The organism is Micromonospora sp. NPDC057141 (assembly GCF_042670805.1).
In the GTDB taxonomy this organism is placed as follows: Bacteria; Actinomycetota; Actinomycetes; order Mycobacteriales; family Micromonosporaceae; genus Micromonospora.
This window is the reverse complement of the sequence record NZ_JBHUVA010000048.1, coordinates 14,636-30,163: the sequence shown is the minus strand read 5'-3', so window position 1 is coordinate 30,163 and position 15,528 is coordinate 14,636. Positions and strand designations below refer to the sequence as shown.

Sequence of the window (15,528 nt, the reverse complement as noted above, 5' to 3'; positions counted from 1 at the left end):
CCGGCCGCACGGCTCTCAGCAGAGCTCCTGCTTCGGGCCGCAGCGGTCCTCGTCGGCCGGCCCGTCGCCACCACCGGGCGTGTCGCCGCCCGGGTCGCCGCCGCTGCTGCCGGGGCCGGGAACACCGGCGTCGCCGCCGGGCGCGGGGGCGGTGCCGCCCGCGCCGAAACGGACGTACCCGATCTCGCGGCCCTCGCCGATGACCATGCCCGCCGGGCCCACGGCCAGGGCGTTGGCCGAGGTCCGCAACACCAACAGCTCCTTTCCGGTACGCGGGTCCAGCGCGATCAGCCGGTTCGGCTTCTCCTGCGTGAGCACCGCCGCGTACGGGGTGAGCGTCGCGCCGTTCTTCTCGCCGGTGGGCCGGGTCCACCGGGTGCGGTCCGCGCCCAACTCCCGGGCGACGATGGAACGCTTGTCGGCGGTACGCAGCAGCGCGTACCGGTCGTCGACGGCGATCAGCTTCTGCCCCTCGCCGTTGACCTGGAGCAGCCGCCCGTCGTACCCGTCGATGACCGCCTCGCGGCCGTCCGGGGCCACACCGATCAGCACGTTCCGCGCGCCCTGCGGGTCCTCCCGCTGCACGCAGCCGACGCTGTCGGCGGTGCGCAGGTTGACGCCGGTGCGCCGCCACACCTCCTTGCCGGTGGTCGGGTCGTGCGCGGTGAGGGTGAACGCGCACGCGCCGTCCTGGCCGACGGCCCTGATCCGCAGCATCCGGCCGCCGACCACGGCGAGCCGCTCGTCCCGGCCCTGCTCGACGTTCTGCAGCACCCGGCCGGTGGCGGTGTCCACCACGTGCACCCGGCCGTCCACGGAGAAGCCGAGCAGCGGCGGCACCGGCTCCGGCCCGGCCACCCCGGCGTCGATCCGGTTGGCGGTGAGCCGGCGGGTGCCGAGCAGGTCGGGGTTGTCGGCGAAGAGGCCGGTGCTGACGCCGGGCAGGAACGCCGTCCACAGCGGCGCGGTGCCGCGCGGGTCCCAGGCGCTCAGCGTGCAGTCGGTCGCCTCGACGCAGTGGGCGTCGAGCAGCAGGTTCCGGTACGTCCACACGGCCACCGCGTCGTCGTCGCGGCGGCGGGTCGCGCCGGTGGTGGGGTCGAGCAGCTCGTACCCCTTGACCAGGAGCTTGCCCACGGCGACGACGGGGTCGCGGTCCCCGCCGGCCACGGCGGCCCAGTCGGCCTTGCGGTCCCACAGCTGTGCGCCGGTGGCGAGGCTGCGTGCCTCGACCCGGGTGCGCTGCTCGACGATCACGGTGTCGCCGGCGATGGTGACGCTCTTCGGGGTGCCGCCGACGCGCTGCTGCCAGATGACGTCGGGCTCGGAGATCGGCTCGCTGCGGTCGACCCAGTCCCACACGCCCGGCCACGGGTTCCACACCCCGGCCACGGCGAGGACGACCACCGTGACGAGGCCGAGCAGGAACCAGCCACGCATCCTGAGGCCGCCCACCTTCGCCACACCGGACACGGTAACGACGATCACCGCCGCCCCGAGCGCCGGTGCGGCCGTGTCGCGGCGCTTTCTCGGTGACCGGCGTGTTAAAAGGGGGCCCTTCTTCTACAAAAAGCGTTAGGAGGGGGCCCTTCCTTCTCCCCGGGCGGCGGAGCGGACCAGGGGGAGCGTCCGGTACGGGATCTGCTGGGCGAGCGCGATGATCGTCGACGCCCGCCGGATCCCCTCGTACGCCACGATCTGGTCGATCACCCGCTGGAGGTCGGCGTTGGATCGGGCGACGATCCGGCAGAGCAGGTCGCTGGAGCCGGTGATGGTGTGCGCCTCCAGCACCTCGGGGATCGCCGCGAGGTGGGCGGTCACCGGGTCGTGCCCGAGCCGCTGACTGATCTCCAGGGTGACGAAGCTGGTCACCGCGAAGCCGATCGCGGCCGGCGAGATGTCCGGCCCGAACCCGCCGATCACCCCCCGGTCGAGGAGCTTGTCGAGGCGGGCCTGGACGGTGCCCCGGGCCACGCCGAGCCGCCGGGAGCACTCCAGGACGCCGATCCGGGGCTCCTCGGCGAAGAGTTCGATCAGTCGCGCGTCCAGCTCGTCGAGCTGGACATCCTGCACAGCGGTCACGGGTGAACACCATACCGAATGCGCAACCTGACCAGGGATATGCGCAACTGTTGCCCAACCCGACCCGGCCCGGCGATCCTCGCGGTACAACCCACCACGGCGGCCCACGAAGCCGGCCGGTACGCGAGGAGGTCACCATGACCCAGGCGATCGACCGACCCAAGCCCACCGAGGAGATCGACGTCGACCGGCTCGTCGGCGCCGTCGACCACGACATCAGCCACGACCCGTTCCCGGTGAAGGCGCTCGACCACGTCCACTTCATGGTCGGCAACGCCAAGCAGGCCGCGCACTACTACTCGACGGCGTTCGGCATGACCTGCGTGGCGTACCGGGGGCCGGAGCAGGGCTTCCGCGACTCCGCCGAGTACGTGCTGACCAGCGGTTCGGCCCGGTTCGTGCTGACCGGCGCGGTACGCCCCGACGCCCCCGGCGCCGAGCACGTGACGAAGCACAGCGACGGCGTGGTGGACATCGCGCTGGAGGTGCCCGACGTGGACGCCGCGTACGCCCACGCCGTCGCCCAGGGCGCGACCGGCCGGACCGGGCCCACCGACCTGAGCGACGAGCACGGCACGGTCCGGTTCGCGGTCATCGACGCGTACGGCGACACCCGGCACACCCTGGTCGACCGGTCCCGCTACACCGGCCCGTTCCTGCCCGGCTTCGTGGCCCGGGGCCCGATCGTGGACCGGCAGCCGATGATCGACGCCGGCCTCCAGCCGAAGCGCTTCTTCCAGGCCGTCGACCACGTCGTCGGCAACGTGGAGCTGGGCCGGATGGACGAGTGGGTCGACTTCTACCAGCGGGTGATGGGCTTCTCCAACATGGCGGAGTTCGTCGGCGACGACATCGCCACCGACTACTCGGCGCTGATGAGCAAGGTCGTCGCCAACGGCACCCGCAAGGTCAAGTTCCCGCTCAACGAGCCGGCCGTGGCCCGCAAGAAGTCGCAGATCGACGAGTACCTGGAGTTCTACCAGGGCCCGGGGGCCCAGCACATCGCCGTGGCCACCAACGACATCCTGGCCAGCGTCGACGCGATGCGCGCGGCCGGCGTCGACTTCCTGGACACCCCCGACTCGTACTACGACGACCCGGAGCTGCGCGCCCGGATCGGCCGGGTGCGGGTGCCGATCGAGGAGCTGAAGGCCCGCAGGATCCTGGTCGACCGGGACGAGGACGGCTACCTGCTCCAGATCTTCACCAAGCCGGTGCAGGACCGTCCGACGGTGTTCTTCGAGCTGATCGAGCGGCACGGCTCGCTCGGCTTCGGCAAGGGCAACTTCAAGGCGCTGTTCGAGGCGATCGAGCGGGAGCAGGAGAAGCGGGGCAACCTGTAGTCACCTGCGACACTGTCGAGCGTGACCCAGCCTCCGACGTACCCGACGCCGCCGGCCGGCGGGCAGCCGCCCGCCGGTGGCGTCGCGCCGCCCTCCGTCCCGGTCCCGCAGGGGTACGCCGTCCCGGCGCAGCCCGGCCCGCCCGGCTATGCCCCACCGGCCGGATACGCCCCACCGGCCGGGTGGGCCCCGCCGCGCCCCGGGTACGCGCCGGTGCCGGTCAGCCCCGGCGGGCAGCCGCTGGCGAGCTTCGGCGACCGCCTGCTGGCCTTCCTGATCGACAGCGCCGTCGCCAGTGTGGTCGTCTTTACGCTGTTCCTGCCGGTCATGGTGTTCATCTGGGTCAGGATGTTCGACCAGTTCACCCGGACCAACCCGGACGGCACGCTCGTCGAGCCCGACCCGAGCACGTTCCTGACCGAGATCATGCTGCCGCTGTTCCTGGCCGAGCTGGGGCTGTTCGTGCTGATGCTCGGGCTCTACTGGCTCTACCACGTCGAGTACCTGCGCCGGTCCGGGCAGACGCTGGGCAAGAAGGTGATGAAGATCCGGGTCGTCCCGCTCGACCCGACCCGGACGCTCGACCGCGGCATGGCCGGGCGGCGCTACCTGGTGCAGTTCGTCGCCGCCGCGGTGGTGCCCGGGCTCAACTACCTCGACGGGCTCTGGCAGCTCTGGGACAAGCCCTGGCAGCAGTGCCTCCACGACAAGTTCGCCCGGACGGTCGTCGTTAAGGTTGCTCCGTGAGCGTGCAACCAGGCTGGTACGTCGACCCCGCCGACCCCGACACCAGGAGATACTGGGACGGTGAGGGCTGGATCGGTACGCCGATCCCGGTCGACGCCACCCCGCCGGAGGGGCCGCCCCCGGTCGAGTCCCCGCCCCCGGCCAGCCCCGCCCCCACGCCGGTCAGCCCAGGCCCGGGCGGGTCGGCCACGCCCACGGCGGCCCCCGGGCCGGCAGGCGGGCCCGCCGCGCCGCCCGCCCCGGGCCCGTTCCTCGGCTGGCCCGGGGCCGGTCAGCCCCCGGTCCCCGGTCAGCCGGGGGCACCCGGCCAGGGATATCCGCCCGGGTGGGCGTACCCGGGGTGGCCGGGGCGTCCGCCCGTGCCCCGCCCGCACGGGCTGCCGCTGGCCTCCTTCGGTGCCCGGTTCGTCGCCCGGCTGATCGACTTCGGCATGGTGTTCCTGCTCAACGCCGTCGTCAACGGCTGGTTCGTCTACCGGTACGTCGAGGAGGTCACCCCGTACTTCCGCGAGGTGCTGCGCCGGAGCATGACCGGCGACACGTCCACCGACGGGCTGCCCCAGCCCGGCGAGCAGGCCGGCGGGCTCCAGGTCGCCATCCTGCTGATCGCCACCGCGCTCTGGTTCGCGTACGAGGTGCCGGCGATGGCCGGCAACGGGCAGACCCTCGGCAAGCGGCTGCTGGGCGTACGGGCCGTGCCGGTCGAGGCCGACCAGCCGCTCGGCTTCGGGCGGGCGCTGCGCCGGTGGAGCACGCTGGGCCTGCCCACCCTGCTCTGGTACTGCTGCGGCTTCGGCCTGCTGCTCCAACTCGTCGACGCCGTGTCGCCGCTGTTCGACCACCCGCTGCGGCAGGCGCTGCACGACAAGCGCGCGCAGACCGTGGTGGTCCGGCTCCCCCCGCGCACCCCCGCCGCCGGCGGCGGCACCGCCCCGCACGACGGCCCCGCCAAGCCGGCCGACGACCCCGCCAACCCCTCGGGAGACACCCCATGACCGACCCCGGACGTCACGAGCCGCCGCTGCGGCTGACCCGCGCCGACCTCGACGCGCTGCCCAACTACGTGCCCGGCCGCAGCCCCGCCGACCTGGCCCGCGAGCTGGGCCTGCCGGAGGCGATCAAACTGGCCAGCAACGAGGTGCCGTACGGGCCGCTGCCCGGCGTGGTGGACGCGGTCACCGAGGCGGTCGCCGGCTCTCACCGGTACCCGGACATGGGCGTCGTCGCCCTCCGCCAGGCGCTCGCCGAGCGGCACGGGGTGCACCCCGACCGGATCGCCACCGGCTGCGGATCGGTGGCGCTGGCCGAGCACCTGGTGCGGGCCACCTGCCTGCCCGGCGACGAGCTGCTCTACTCGTGGCGGTCGTTCGAGGCGTACCCGATCATCGCGGCGACCAGCGGCGCGACCAGCGTGCGGGTGCCCAACGACGCCGGGCACGGGCACGACCTTCAGGCGATGGCCGCGGCGGTGACCGACCGGACCCGGATGGTGCTGGTCTGCAACCCGAACAACCCGACCGGCACGGCTGTGCGCCGGGCGGAGCTGGACCGGTTCCTCGACGCCGTCGGCGAGGACGTGCTGGTGGTCATCGACGAGGCGTACCGGGAGTTCGTCACCGACGCCGACGTGCCGGACGGCCTGACCTACCTCGACCGGCCCAACGTGGTCGTGCTGCGCACCCTGTCCAAGGCGTGGGGGCTGGCGGGCCTGCGGATCGGCTTCCTCGTCGCCGCGCCCGGGGTGGCCGCCGCCGTGCGCAAGGTGGTCACCCCGTTCTCCACCAGCATGGCCGCCCAGGCCGGCGCGCTCGCCGCGCTCGCCCAGGCCGACGAGGTCGGGCGGCGCTGTGCGCTGGTCGTCGCCGAGCGGGACCGGGTCACCGAGGCGCTGCGCAAGTTCGTCCCCGACGTGCCGGCCAGCCAGGCGAACTTCGTGTGGCTGCCGCTGGGCGAGCGGGCGGTCGAGTTCGGCAGGGCGTGCGAGGCGCGCGGCGTGATCGTCCGGCCGTTCCCCGGCGACGGGGTCCGGGTCACCATCGGCACCCCGGCCGAGAACGACGCGTTCCTCGCGGCGGCCGAGTCCGCCTTGGCCTGAACGGGGGCCGCCGCGCGCGGGCGGGACCGGTCCGGTCCGGTCCGGTCCGGTCCGTCAGCGTGCCGAGGACCGGGCCGGACGGCTCAGATGGCGGCCACCGCCGGCCCGCGGGCTCGGCGGCGGTACGCGTAGCAGCCGAGGAGCACCAGCACCAGTCCCGAGGCGACCAGCCCGCCGGTGAGTACCTGCCCGGAGTGGTCCACGGCGCTGGCTACGGCCGGAGCGCCAGCGCCGCCGAACCGGACCGTCCCGTTGGCGGAGCGCTTCGTCCAGCCGCTGGCGAGGTCGAGCCGCACCGTCCAGGGTCCGTCCGGCAGACGGCGGTCCAGTGCCACGCGGATCGTGGTGGCGCCGCCGAGGGCGAGGGTCGTCGTCTCGACCTTGACGGGGGCGACCGAGAGACCGCCGGGCCCTTCGGTCAGCCGCAGGTCGCCGCCGAGGTCGAGCGCCCGCTGGCCGGTGTTGCGCACCTCCGCGGTGACGATGGGGGCGCCGTCCTCGGCCCGTCCGCCGCTGATCGGGCCGATCTCGAAACCGGAGGGTGGCTCGCCGCCCGGCCCGACGGAAAGGTAGACCCGGACGCCGACCCGGCCGACGTTGCGAATGGTCTGCCCTGGGACGCCGGCGACCTCGGCCCAGACGACCGCATACCGCTCGCCGGCCTCGGCCTTGCGCGGTACCTCGATCGTCACCAGGACCTCGGACTCCTCGTCGGGGGCCAGGCGCAGCTCCCCACGGCTGACGTCGATCCAGCTGCTGAGCTCGTTCTCGGTACGGCCCGGGGCGAAGACGAAGCCCTCCTCCGTAACGTCGGCGGCGGCGGCGTAGACCGCGACCGGACGAGGGTCCTCGGACAGATTCTCGACCACGACCCGACGTTTGATCGTCGTGCCGGGACGGACGTGGTCGACGATGTACTTGTGTGCCCGGGGGTCGTCCCGGCGGTTCACCGGTGCGTCGAGCAGCCGGATCCCGACGGCGGAGGCCGGTCCGACCGGTCCCGTGCTCGGGACGGGCGACGGCCGGTCCGGTCCGTCGCGGTGGCCTTGCCCCGCGGGCTGCTCGGCCTCGGGCAGGTCGGGCGCCCCCACCACCGTGCCGGATCGCGCCGGGAGGCCCGACGTGTGCAGCGCGGCCTGCGCCGGCGCCCCGGGCATGACCAGGAGGGTCAGGGCCAGTGCGGCGGCGCGGGCCGGATCAGGCCACAGAATGGGTGATCGTCGCACTGTAGGTTCCGCCCACTGCCGTGGCCGGCACGAAGACGTGGAGGGTCGGGTTCCAGGTGGCCGAGTTGTTGCCGCTGCCGGAGGTCTTCGAGAAGGCCGTATGGGGAACGGAGAGGGTGACCGCCTGGGCCGCGGTGAGCTGCCCGGGGACGAACGTGCCGGTGCCGGTGGTGGCGGTCGCGGGCCCGGACCAGTATTCGATCAGGTTGGGCGTGATGGTCTCCTCGGGGGTGCCGCCGCCGCTGATGAAAGCGGTGGCGCTCACCGTCGCCACCCAGTTGGCGACGAGCGCCGCCCGCTGGTCGACGACCTGCACCGGGCCGATCAGCCCAGTGATGGAGCTGCCGGCGAAGGTGGAACCGAGGTTCACCGCCGGTGGCGCAAAGATCTCCAGGTTCGCGGTGGCCACCGTGAAGGTCACGATGGTGTCGGCGGTGGGTGCGGCGGCGGCGGGCGACGCCAGGGCCACCACCATGCCAGCGGCGGCGGTCAGGGAAAGAAGTGGCTTGTTCATGCCCACCACGCTAGATACCTGAAAGGTCCATCTGTCCACAAACAGGGCAAATCACTCCTTAGGCGACAGAATGGGTGACGGTGCCGGTGTAGGTGCCGGCCACCACGTTCGCGGGGATGACGACCCGGACGGTCGGCGCCCAGCTCACGTTGTTGTTGCCCGAGCCGGAGATCTTCCGAAACGCCTCTCGGGTCACGTCCAGGGCGACCGCCTGGGCCGCGGTGAGCTGACCGGGCACGAGGACCCCGCCGCCGGTGCTGCGCACCACCGGCCCCGACCAGTAGAAGACCGACCCGGCGTCGATGGTCTGGTTCACCCCGCCGGCGCCCGTGACGAAGATGCTGGCGGAGACGGTGGCCACCCAGGTGTTCGGATTCACCGGGCCGCGCTTGTCGGTCACCTCGACGACGCCGAGCGAACCGGTCAGCGTGCCGCCGGCGAAGCCCACGCCCAGATTGACGGCCGCCGGCACGGTGATGTCGACGCCGACCGTCTGGGGCAGCGGGGCGGTCCGGGCGGATGATGCCGCGTCGACCGGCGCTGCGGTGACAAGGGTCAGGAACACGCCCAACAGGGCAGCCACGAGTCGCATCGTGTGACTATAGATAACATATGTCCGGTTTGTCGAGTAGCTGCCGCCCACCGGGCGTCAGGTGGCGGCGAGCAGCACCGGCTCGGACATCAGGAAGTAGCGCTGGTCGTCGGCGGCGGGGGCGACCGGCTCGCGCAGCCGCTCCACCGCCACGTAGCCGCCGCCCGCGTACGCCAGCCCGGCGGCGTAGCCGATGCCGTCGCGGCCCACGGTCAGCGGGAAGCGGGACCGCTGCGCGCCGGTCCTCGGGTCGAGGGTGATCAGATCCCTGGTCTCGGTGAGCAGGTGCACCCGGCCGGGCTGGACGGCCAGGATCCGGGCCGGGCCGAGGTCGGCGCGACGCCACAGCTCCTCGCCGGTGCGGGCCGACCGCGCGATCACCACCCCGCCGGCCGTGCCGACGGCCCGCTCGCCGTCCAGCTCCGACCCGGCCACGTCCAGGCCCGGGGCGACGACCGGATCGTCGGTGCCGACCAGCCAGCCGCGTCCCGCCCCGTCGGCGAAGCCCTCGGTGCGCAGGCCCCGGCACCGGGAGCGGGGGCTCACGCAGCCCACCGGGACGACGGTCAGGTCGGCGGTGGCCCCGGTCGGTGTCAGGCGCACCGCCGGCGTGCCGGTGGCCACGTCGCGGAACTCGACGGCCACCGGGGCGGCGCACCGGTCGACGGCGACGAGCTGCCCCGCCGACGTGGTGGCCACGTCGTCCCGGCACCCGCCGTCCACGTCAGCCGACCAGAGCCGCCGGCCGTCGGCGAGCGCGAAGCCGGCGACCCGCCCCGGGCCGGCGACCACCAGCACGGGCCGGCCGTCGGCCGTGCGGGCGAGGAACAGCCCCGGCGGGGCCCACACCGCGCCGGCCCCGGTGCGGCGGGCGGTCCAGCCGACGGCCGGCTCCGGGCCGTCGGCCTGCCAGGCGACCCGTCCGGTACGCGCGTCCAGCGCCACCAGCTTCCCGTCCGACCAGCGGCTGACGACCGTGGTCCCGTCCGCCACCACCCCACTGACCTCCGCCGGCCAGCGCCGGTACGACCAGTACGGGGTGACCCGGTTGCGGGCGTCGGCGGGCTGGTCGGCGTATACCTGGCGGGTGGCGGCGTAGACGCGCAGCCGGCCGTCCACGATCAGCGGGGCCGCCGGCAACCGGCCCACCACGCCGACCGCCGGGGTGGCCGCAGCCGGGTAGGCGGCCCGGGCGGGGGTCTCGACCCCGGCGGGCGCGAGCACCCGGTGGAGGACGACGGCGACTGCCGCGACGCCGACCAGCGCCGCGAGCGTCATCACGACGCCCCGCCGCCCCTTCGCCAATCCCATGCCGCACCTCCGCCCGGCACCCTACCGAGGCCGGCCCGCTCCGGTGCCGGCCGGCACCGGCCCTTGGCGCACCGGCCCTTGGCGCACCCGTCCTTGGCGCACCAGCCCGGTCAGGCCGCCTCGGCCGACGCCGGGGGCTGGGCGGCGCGGGAGAGATCGGCGAGGTCGCGGCGGAAGGCACCCTCGACCGCGCGGGCCGCCAGGCCGCCGAAGAGCAGGGCGAGAACCCGGCCGTACGGTGCCGTGGCCACCGCCTCCTGCTGGACGGTGACCGCGGTGCAGGCCCGGCGGCGACGTTGGACGGTGCGCAGGGTCCAGGTGGTGCGGTAGGACACGCCGATGCCCGGCGAGGCGAGCACCAGCCGCCGGGGCGGGACGCACTCCACCACGACGAACTCCTCGGCCTGGGTGCCCCCGTCGGGCCGGGTGCGGGTCTCCCGCCAGGCGGTGCCGGGGGCCAGCGGGCCGGGGGTGAGCAGCTCGGCCCCGCCGACCGTGCGGAGCCAGTCGGCGCGGACCGGCAGGTCGACCAGGAGCCGCCAGAGGTCGACGGCGGGCGCCTCGATGAACTCGGTGACCGTGACCGTCGACATGGCACCTCCCGTGTCGTCCACGGTACGACGGGTGACCGCGCGGTGGGGCCCCAGCGGCGGAACTTCCGCCGCTGGCGGCCGATCCGGGGGTGTTGGGAGCACCCGGGCAGGGCAGGTCAGGCCAGGAGGCGCCCGACCCGGATCGCGTCGACGAACGCGGTCCAGCCCGGCGGGCTGACGGTCAGCGCCGGCCCGGCCGGGTCCTTCGAGTCGCGTACGGCGACGACTCCGGCGCTGCCGACCAGGTTGTCCGCCACCTCGACGCACAGCCCCTGGTCGTTCGAGCGGCTGCTGGTGCGCCAGACGGCACCCGCGAGATCGATCATGTTCGTTGCCTCCACTCCGTTGGGACGTCCCACGACGGCCGGGCGGCACCACATGGGAGCCGCCGGCCGGGTTCCGCCACGCGGGGAACCCGGCTCGATCAACGGAGCTGCGCCGAACTCCGGTCGCACCTGATGTGCGACCGGAGTTCCCCGGCTGTCACCGGGTGGAGGGCCACCGGCTCAGCGGGCGGGGCGGATGGTGCCGGTCACCTCGCCGAGGCCGATCGTGGTGCCGTCGGGGCCCGGCGCGGTCGCGGTGATGGTGACCGTGTCGCCGTCGGCCAGGAAGGTCCGCTCCGCCCCACCGACCGTGACCGGATCGGCGCCGCCCCAGGTCAGCTCCAGGAACGAACCGACCTGGTCCCGCTGCGGGCCGGAGACGGTGCCGGAGGCGTACAGGTCGCCGGTGCGCAGGGACGCGCCGTTGACGGTGAGGTGCGCCAGCTGCTGGGCGGGCGTCCAGTACATGGTGGCGAACGGCGGCTCGCTGACCCGCTCCCCGTTCCACTCCACGGCCAGCCGCAGGTCCAGCCCCACGTGCGGCACGTCCCGCAGGTACTCCGCGACCGGCGGGTCCTGCTCGGGCGCGGGCACGAACGCGTCGGCGAGCGCGTCCAGCGGGGTCACCCAGGCCGACACGGAGGTGGCGAAGGACTTGCCGAGGAACGGGCCGAGCGGCTGGTACTCCCAGGCCTGGATGTCCCGGGCGGACCAGTCGTTGACCAGCACCACCCCGAAGACGTGGTCGGTGAAGTCGGCCACGGAGACCGGCTCGCCGAGCGCGCTGGGCACGCCGACGACGAAGCCCACCTCGGCCTCGATGTCGAGGCGTACGGACGGCCCGCAGACCGGCCCGTCCGGGGTGGCCCGCTGCCCGGCGGGGCGGACGATCGGCGTGCCGGACACCACCACCGTGCCGGCCCGGCCGTGGTAACCGATCGGCAGGTGCTTCCAGTTGGGCAGCAGCGGCGGCTGGCCGGGGCGGAAGATCTGCCCGACGTTGCCCGCGTGGTGCTCGGAGGAATAGAAGTCGACGTAGTCGGCCACCTCGAACGGCAGCAGCAGCTCGGCCTCGGCCAGCGGCACCAGCAGCGGCTCGACGGCCGGCCGGTGGGCCTCGTCGGTGAGCAGCTCGGTCACCCGCTGCCGGACGGCGATCCACTGCGGGCGCCCCAGCGCCAGGAACGCGTTGAGCGTCTCCCGGCCCATCGCGCCAGCGGCCAGCACCAGCCCGGCCGCCTCGGCGCCGCCCAGGTCGAGCACGAACTCCCCGATCCGTACGCCGACGCGCGGGTCGCCCCCGCCGGAGCGGAACACCCCGTACGGCAGGTTGCGCACCCCGTACGCCGAGCCCTCGGCACCCGTCACCCAGGTCATGCGTCGTGTCCCCCGTCCGCGTCGTGTCCTGCCTTCACGTCGTGTCCTGCCTTCACGTCGTGTCCCCCGTTCACCAGGCCCAGCCGGATCAGGTCGGTCAGTGGTTCGGTGATGCTGCACGAGCCGTACCCCACCCACAGCGGCCGGTCGGCGGCGCGGGCGGCCCGGGCCCGCTCGACCAGCGGCACCGGGTCGGTGGTGGCGAGCACGGCGGCCACCTCGTCCACCTCGGCCCCGTCGGCGGCGGCGAGGGTCGCGGCGAGCACGTTGCCGAAGCCGTGGTGGGTGAATCCGGTCTCCGGGTCGCGGTGCCGCACGGCGTGGTGCAGCCCGGCGGTCAGCTTGAACGGCAGTTCCCGGTCCCGGCAGGCGCAGATCACGGCGGCCAGCTCGACCGGGGTCGGGAACAGCTCGGCGGCCAGCCCGCCGGTGCGGAACTTCGCCGCGACCGGCACCCCGTCGGCGCGGGCGGCGGCGACCGCGTCCAGCGCCCCCATCAGCCCGAAGGTCAGCGGCAGCTCGGCGTAGACGTCGACGTCGACGGACCGCCCGACCGGCCTCAGCAGCGCGGTCAGCCCCGGCAGGGGGTCCTCGCCGCGCTTGGCGACGGCCACCTCGACCTGGCGGGCGGTGACGCCGGCCGGCAGGGCGGCCAGCGCGGCGGGCAGCCCCTCGACCCCGGTGTCGCCGATCAACCCGACCACGAGGCCGTTGCCGGGGCTCTCGCTACCCGGCGCGGCGGGGCCGGCCGGGCCACCCGGTCCGCCGGCTGAGTCACCCGGCGCGCCGACGAGGCTGGCCAGTTCGCCGGAGGCGACCGCCGAGGCGGGCACGAGCAGCGGGCCGACCAGGGCGGCGTACCAGGAGTCGCGGTGCCGGCGGTGCGCGGCGAGCGCGTCGGGCAGCGTCGCGCTGCCGGGCGGGAAGACGGCGGCGTCGTCGACGAGGCCGGCGAGGAGGCGGGGCACGTGCGTTGACACGGAACAAGAACTTACGGGACGCTACAAGGAACGGACAACATCGTCCGACTATCGGACATCAGCGGCCGGTGAACGGGATGATGGCCGGTGAACGGGACGATGGCCGCCAATGGGACGATGGTCGTCAAGGGGACGGATCGGGAGGCGACATGCCGTACTACCGCAGCGTCGGCGAGGTGCCCCGCAAGCGGCACACCCAGTTCCGCCAGCCCGACGGCACCCTCTACACCGAGGAGCTGATGGGCCAGGAGGGCTTCTCCGCCGACTCGTCCCTGCTCTACCACCGGCACGCCCCCACCGCGATCGTCGCCGCCGAGGCGTTCGACCCGCCGGCCGTGACCCGGGCGCCCAACCTGCCGCTCAAGCCCCGCCACCTGCGCACCCACCAGCTCGACGGCACCGGGGCCGACCCTATCCTGGGCCGGCGCTATCTGCTCGCCAACGACGACGTGCGCATCGCGTACGTGTCGGCCGACCGGCCGTCCCCGCTGTTCCGCGACGCCACCGGCGACCACTGCCTCTACCTGGAGTCCGGGGCGCTGCGGGTCGAATCCCCGTTCGGCGCGCTGGACGCGGTGGCCGGCGACTACGTGATCATCCCGACGTCGACCATCCACCGGCTCGTCCCCACCGGCGACGAGCCGGCCCGGCTGCTGGCCGTCGAGGCCGCCGGGCACGTCGGCCCGCCCAAGCGCTACCTGTCGGCGCGCGGCCAGCTCCTGGAGCACTCGCCCTACTGCGAGCGCGACGTCCGGGGGCCGGACGCCCCGCTGCTCGTCGACGGCTCCGACGTCGAGGTCCTGGTCCGGCACCAACGCGGTTGGACGAGGTACGTCTACGCGCACCACCCGTTCGACGTCGTCGGCTGGGACGGCCACCTCTACCCGTGGGCGTTCTCCATCCACGACTTCGAGCCGATCACCGGCCGCATCCACCAGCCGCCGCCCGTGCACCAGACGTTCGAGGGCCCCAACTTCGTGATCTGCTCCTTCGTGCCCCGCAAGGTGGACTACCACCCCGACGCCGTCCCGGTGCCCTACCACCACCACAACGTCGACTCCGACGAGATGCTCTTCTACACCGGCGGCAACTACGAGGCCCGGCGCGGCTCCGGCATCGGACAGGGCTCCATCTCGCTGCACCCGTCCGGCTTCACCCACGGCCCCCAGCCGGGCGCGGCCGAGCGCTCGATCGGCGTCGACTTCTTCGACGAGCTGGCCGTCATGGTCGACACGTTCCGCCCCCTCGACCTGTGCGACGCGGCCGACGAGTGCGAGGACCCCGCGTACGCCTGGACCTGGGCCCGGCGCGGCTAGCGGCCGTTACGGCCGGGGCAAGTCGGTGGACCGGACCGTCCCGCATCGGCCATCGTGACCGGATGAGCGGTGCCAGGATGTCGGACGCCGAGCGGCGGGTGTGGGCGGCGCTGCCGGGCGACGTACGCGAGACGTTGGAGGCCCTGCCGGCGGCGGACCTGACCACGCTCCTGCTCTCCGTGGCCCGGACGCGGGCCGCGCGGGTGCGGCCCGCGGAGGTGCTGCGCCGCTGGCGGGACGATCGGTTCGTCCGTCCGGCCGACGGCGACCCGCGAGCAAGCGCCGTTGTGCAGGCGCTGCTGTGGGACCTGCTGCCCGCCGAGGTGGCGGGCGTGGAGCTGTCCCCCGTCGCGCCGCTGGGCACCTGCGCGGCCGTCGGCCCGGAGAGCCAGAACCGCATCGTCACCGCCATCCGCCCGGTGGAGGTCGTCAGCGACCCCACCAACGCGCTGGCCGTCGAGGCCGCCGACCGGCGGCGACGCGGGAACGGGCGGGGCGCGGTGCACCTCGCGGCCAGCCACCGGGTGCTGCGGGCGCAGCAGTTCGGCGCGGGCATGCAGGCGCACTTCCGGCTCTTCGCGCTGGTGTCCAGCGCCCGCGACACCGGCTCGGGCCGCACCGAGGCCCGGCTGCTGACGCTGCACCTCGCCTACTGGCAGCGGGTCCTCGCCCGCCTGGCGCCGTCGGCCGCGCCAGGGCTGCGGTTCACCGTCCTCGGCTCCCCCGTGCTGCGGGAACGCCTCGACGACACGGTCCGCCCCGCCCTCGCGGCCGGCGGCGTGCCGCTCGCCGAGGAACCCGACCGCACCCGTGGGCGGGGCTACTACGTCGCCGCCGCGCTGCGGATCACCGCGACGCCCGGCGGCGAGCCCGTCGAGCTCGGCGACGGCGGCTTCACCACCTGGACGGCCCAGCTCACCAACGACGCCAAGGAACGCTGCCTGACCTCCTGCATCTCCATAGACCGCCTGACCGCCCTAGCCGCCGAAATGGTCACGTAGATCTTGGAAAGATCCGGCCCCTGGA

The 15,528-nt window shown here is 74.2% G+C and carries 16 protein-coding genes; 6 read left to right on the top strand and 10 right to left on the bottom strand.

Features of this window, described 5'->3' with window-relative positions:
- Positions 1 to 15: 15 nt before the first annotated feature.
- Both ACFT41_RS22000 and ACFT41_RS21995 read right to left on the bottom strand, forming a co-directional pair.
- Positions 16 to 1,440 carry a PQQ-binding-like beta-propeller repeat protein gene (locus tag ACFT41_RS22000; protein ID WP_377586846.1) on the bottom strand — a complete coding sequence of 475 codons (1,425 nt, stop codon included), beginning with the start codon at positions 1,438 to 1,440 and terminating at the stop codon, positions 16 to 18.
- 135 nt (positions 1,441 to 1,575) lie between these two features.
- A complete protein-coding gene (locus ACFT41_RS21995) occupies positions 1,576 to 2,082 on the bottom strand; it encodes an Lrp/AsnC family transcriptional regulator (protein ID WP_377586837.1) in 507 nt (168 codons plus the stop codon).
- Positions 2,083 to 2,219: 137 nt separating this feature from the next.
- Here ACFT41_RS21995 and hppD point away from each other — a divergent pair, with 137 nt between their 5' ends.
- The 4 genes from hppD to hisC are packed head-to-tail and all read left to right on the top strand — an operon-like array spanning position 2,220 to position 6,267.
- A complete protein-coding gene (gene hppD / locus ACFT41_RS21990) occupies positions 2,220 to 3,425 on the top strand; it encodes a 4-hydroxyphenylpyruvate dioxygenase (protein ID WP_377586836.1) in 1,206 nt (401 codons plus the stop codon).
- Between the two features lie 21 nt (positions 3,426 to 3,446).
- Positions 3,447 to 4,172: an RDD family protein gene (locus tag ACFT41_RS21985; RefSeq protein WP_377586835.1), complete on the top strand. Its 726-nt coding sequence runs from the start codon at positions 3,447 to 3,449 to the stop codon at positions 4,170 to 4,172.
- Positions 4,169 to 5,167 carry an RDD family protein gene (locus ACFT41_RS21980; protein ID WP_377586834.1) on the top strand — a complete coding sequence of 333 codons (999 nt, stop codon included), beginning with the start codon at positions 4,169 to 4,171 and terminating at the stop codon, positions 5,165 to 5,167. The genes ACFT41_RS21985 and ACFT41_RS21980 overlap by 4 nt, the downstream gene beginning before the upstream one ends.
- Positions 5,164 to 6,267: a histidinol-phosphate transaminase gene (gene hisC, locus ACFT41_RS21975; protein WP_377586833.1), complete on the top strand. Its 1,104-nt coding sequence runs from the start codon at positions 5,164 to 5,166 to the stop codon at positions 6,265 to 6,267. Before ACFT41_RS21980 ends, hisC begins: the two co-directional genes overlap by 4 nt.
- A gap of 83 nt (positions 6,268 to 6,350) precedes the next feature.
- Here hisC and ACFT41_RS21970 read toward each other — a convergent pair whose 3' ends face one another.
- The 8 genes from ACFT41_RS21970 to ACFT41_RS21935 all read right to left on the bottom strand — a co-directional run bounded on the left by ACFT41_RS21970 (position 6,351) and on the right by ACFT41_RS21935 (position 13,186).
- Positions 6,351 to 7,424, bottom strand: coding sequence for a hypothetical protein (locus ACFT41_RS21970; RefSeq protein ID WP_377586832.1), 1,074 nt, complete (start codon positions 7,422 to 7,424; stop codon positions 6,351 to 6,353).
- A 40-nt stretch (positions 7,425 to 7,464) separates the two neighbouring features.
- Positions 7,465 to 8,007, bottom strand: a complete 543-nt coding sequence (locus ACFT41_RS21965) for a hypothetical protein (protein ID WP_377586831.1) — start codon at positions 8,005 to 8,007, stop codon at positions 7,465 to 7,467.
- A gap of 58 nt (positions 8,008 to 8,065) precedes the next feature.
- Complete coding sequence (locus tag ACFT41_RS21960; protein ID WP_377586830.1) at positions 8,066 to 8,599, bottom strand: hypothetical protein; 534 nt, start codon at positions 8,597 to 8,599, stop codon at positions 8,066 to 8,068.
- 57 nt (positions 8,600 to 8,656) lie between these two features.
- Positions 8,657 to 9,910 carry a PQQ-binding-like beta-propeller repeat protein gene (locus tag ACFT41_RS21955; RefSeq protein ID WP_377586829.1) on the bottom strand — a complete coding sequence of 418 codons (1,254 nt, stop codon included), beginning with the start codon at positions 9,908 to 9,910 and terminating at the stop codon, positions 8,657 to 8,659.
- A gap of 110 nt (positions 9,911 to 10,020) precedes the next feature.
- The gene (locus ACFT41_RS21950; RefSeq protein WP_377586828.1) at positions 10,021 to 10,503 is read right to left on the bottom strand and encodes an SRPBCC family protein; all 483 of its coding nucleotides are present in this window, start codon (positions 10,501 to 10,503) and stop codon (positions 10,021 to 10,023) included.
- A gap of 116 nt (positions 10,504 to 10,619) precedes the next feature.
- Positions 10,620 to 10,829: a DUF397 domain-containing protein gene (locus tag ACFT41_RS21945; protein WP_377586827.1), complete on the bottom strand. Its 210-nt coding sequence runs from the start codon at positions 10,827 to 10,829 to the stop codon at positions 10,620 to 10,622.
- A 180-nt stretch (positions 10,830 to 11,009) separates the two neighbouring features.
- Positions 11,010 to 12,206 carry a fumarylacetoacetase gene (gene fahA / locus ACFT41_RS21940; protein ID WP_377586826.1) on the bottom strand — a complete coding sequence of 399 codons (1,197 nt, stop codon included), beginning with the start codon at positions 12,204 to 12,206 and terminating at the stop codon, positions 11,010 to 11,012.
- Positions 12,203 to 13,186 (bottom strand): hypothetical protein, encoded by a 984-nt coding sequence (locus tag ACFT41_RS21935; RefSeq protein ID WP_377586825.1) that lies wholly within the window; start codon positions 13,184 to 13,186, stop codon positions 12,203 to 12,205. Before ACFT41_RS21935 ends, fahA begins: the two co-directional genes overlap by 4 nt.
- 149 nt (positions 13,187 to 13,335) lie before the next feature.
- On the opposite strand from ACFT41_RS21935, the gene ACFT41_RS21930 reads away from it, so the two are divergent.
- Both ACFT41_RS21930 and ACFT41_RS21925 read left to right on the top strand, forming a co-directional pair.
- Positions 13,336 to 14,502, top strand: a complete 1,167-nt coding sequence (locus tag ACFT41_RS21930) for a homogentisate 1,2-dioxygenase (protein WP_377586824.1) — start codon at positions 13,336 to 13,338, stop codon at positions 14,500 to 14,502.
- A 62-nt stretch (positions 14,503 to 14,564) separates the two neighbouring features.
- A complete protein-coding gene (locus tag ACFT41_RS21925; RefSeq protein WP_377586823.1) occupies positions 14,565 to 15,503 on the top strand; it encodes a hypothetical protein in 939 nt (312 codons plus the stop codon).
- Positions 15,504 to 15,528 lie beyond the last annotated feature (25 nt).

Bases quoted from the DNA above. Each gene is read 5' to 3' on its own strand.
- ACFT41_RS21965 (WP_377586831.1), bottom strand. From the start codon at position 8,007: ATGAACAAGCCACTTCTTTCCCTGACCGCCGCCGCTGGCATGGTGGTG.
- hisC (WP_377586833.1), top strand. From the start codon at position 5,164: ATGACCGACCCCGGACGTCACGAGCCGCCGCTGCGGCTGACCCGCGCC.
- ACFT41_RS21945 (WP_377586827.1), bottom strand. From the start codon at position 10,829: ATGATCGATCTCGCGGGTGCCGTCTGGCGCACCAGCAGCCGCTCGAAC.
- ACFT41_RS21960 (WP_377586830.1), bottom strand. From the start codon at position 8,599: ATGCGACTCGTGGCTGCCCTGTTGGGCGTGTTCCTGACCCTTGTCACC.
- ACFT41_RS22000 (WP_377586846.1), bottom strand. From the start codon at position 1,440: ATGCGTGGCTGGTTCCTGCTCGGCCTCGTCACGGTGGTCGTCCTCGCC.
- ACFT41_RS21950 (WP_377586828.1), bottom strand. From the start codon at position 10,503: ATGTCGACGGTCACGGTCACCGAGTTCATCGAGGCGCCCGCCGTCGAC.
- ACFT41_RS21930 (WP_377586824.1), top strand. From the start codon at position 13,336: ATGCCGTACTACCGCAGCGTCGGCGAGGTGCCCCGCAAGCGGCACACC.
- fahA (WP_377586826.1), bottom strand. From the start codon at position 12,206: ATGACCTGGGTGACGGGTGCCGAGGGCTCGGCGTACGGGGTGCGCAAC.
- ACFT41_RS21955 (WP_377586829.1), bottom strand. From the start codon at position 9,910: ATGGGATTGGCGAAGGGGCGGCGGGGCGTCGTGATGACGCTCGCGGCG.
- hppD (WP_377586836.1), top strand. From the start codon at position 2,220: ATGACCCAGGCGATCGACCGACCCAAGCCCACCGAGGAGATCGACGTC.
- ACFT41_RS21925 (WP_377586823.1), top strand. From the start codon at position 14,565: ATGAGCGGTGCCAGGATGTCGGACGCCGAGCGGCGGGTGTGGGCGGCG.
- ACFT41_RS21970 (WP_377586832.1), bottom strand. From the start codon at position 7,424: ATGCCCGGGGCGCCGGCGCAGGCCGCGCTGCACACGTCGGGCCTCCCG.